Consider the following 1,744-nt stretch of genomic DNA (forward strand, 5'->3'; position numbering starts at 1 on the left):
CTGCTCTTTAACAATCAATCAGACAATCTGTGTGGGCACTCGCAGGACGCTTCACTAAAAAATTAGTGAAAGTCTTGAAGAGTGACAACAGTTAATTCATTACGAATAAACAGTAAATTCTTTGAGCACCGTTTTCTTCGGAAAACACATCAAACTTTAAATTGAAGAGTTTGATCATGGCTCAGATTGAACGCTGGCGGCAGGCCTAACACATGCAAGTCGAGCGGTAGCACAGGGAGCTTGCTCCCTGGGTGACGAGCGGCGGACGGGTGAGTAATGTCTGGGAAACTGCCTGATGGAGGGGGATAACTACTGGAAACGGTAGCTAATACCGCATAACGTCGCAAGACCAAAGAGGGGGACCTTCGGGCCTCTTGCCATCGGATGTGCCCAGATGGGATTAGCTAGTAGGTGAGGTAAAGGCTCACCTAGGCGACGATCCCTAGCTGGTCTGAGAGGATGACCAGCCACACTGGAACTGAGACACGGTCCAGACTCCTACGGGAGGCAGCAGTGGGGAATATTGCACAATGGGCGCAAGCCTGATGCAGCCATGCCGCGTGTGTGAAGAAGGCCTTCGGGTTGTAAAGCACTTTCAGCGGGGAGGAAGGGAGCAGACTTAATACGTCTGTTCATTGACGTTACCCGCAGAAGAAGCACCGGCTAACTCCGTGCCAGCAGCCGCGGTAATACGGAGGGTGCAAGCGTTAATCGGAATGACTGGGCGTAAAGCGCACGCAGGCGGTCTGTTAAGTTGGATGTGAAATCCCCGGGCTTAACCTGGGAACTGCATTCAAAACTGACAGGCTAGAGTCTCGTAGAGGGGGGTAGAATTCCAGGTGTAGCGGTGAAATGCGTAGAGATCTGGAGGAATACCGGTGGCGAAGGCGGCCCCCTGGACGAAGACTGACGCTCAGGTGCGAAAGCGTGGGGAGCAAACAGGATTAGATACCCTGGTAGTCCACGCTGTAAACGATGTCGATTTGGAGGTTGTGCCCTTGAGGCGTGGCTTCCGGAGCTAACGCGTTAAATCGACCGCCTGGGGAGTACGGCCGCAAGGTTAAAACTCAAATGAATTGACGGGGGCCCGCACAAGCGGTGGAGCATGTGGTTTAATTCGATGCAACGCGAAGAACCTTACCTACTCTTGACATCCAGAGAAGCCTGCAGAGATGCGGGTGTGCCTTCGGGAGCTCTGAGACAGGTGCTGCATGGCTGTCGTCAGCTCGTGTTGTGAAATGTTGGGTTAAGTCCCGCAACGAGCGCAACCCTTATCCTTTGTTGCCAGCACTTCGGGTGGGAACTCAAGGGAGACTGCCGGTGATAAACCGGAGGAAGGTGGGGATGACGTCAAGTCATCATGGCCCTTACGAGTAGGGCTACACACGTGCTACAATGGCGTATACAAAGAGAAGCGACCTCGCGAGAGCAAGCGGACCTCATAAAGTACGTCGTAGTCCGGATTGGAGTCTGCAACTCGACTCCATGAAGTCGGAATCGCTAGTAATCGTAGATCAGAATGCTACGGTGAATACGTTCCCGGGCCTTGTACACACCGCCCGTCACACCATGGGAGTGGGTTGCAAAAGAAGTAGGTAGCTTAACCTTCGGGAGGGCGCTTACCACTTTGTGATTCATGACTGGGGTGAAGTCGTAACAAGGTAACCGTAGGGGAACCTGCGGTTGGATCACCTCCTTACCGAGTAGAAGTGCCTGCGTGGTGTCCACACAGATTGTCTGATGA

General features: G+C 53.1%; 1 rRNA gene. It reads left to right on the top strand.

Annotated features, from left to right (window positions below):
- The first annotated feature begins 158 nt into the window (after positions 1–158).
- A 16S ribosomal RNA gene (locus DZE2538_RS19995) occupies positions 159–1,699 on the top strand.
- The last annotated feature ends 45 nt before the right edge of the window (positions 1,700–1,744 follow it).

The sequence above is a fragment of the Dickeya zeae NCPPB 2538 genome (genome assembly GCF_000406165.1).
In the GTDB taxonomy this organism is placed as follows: Bacteria; Pseudomonadota; Gammaproteobacteria; order Enterobacterales; family Enterobacteriaceae; genus Dickeya; species Dickeya zeae.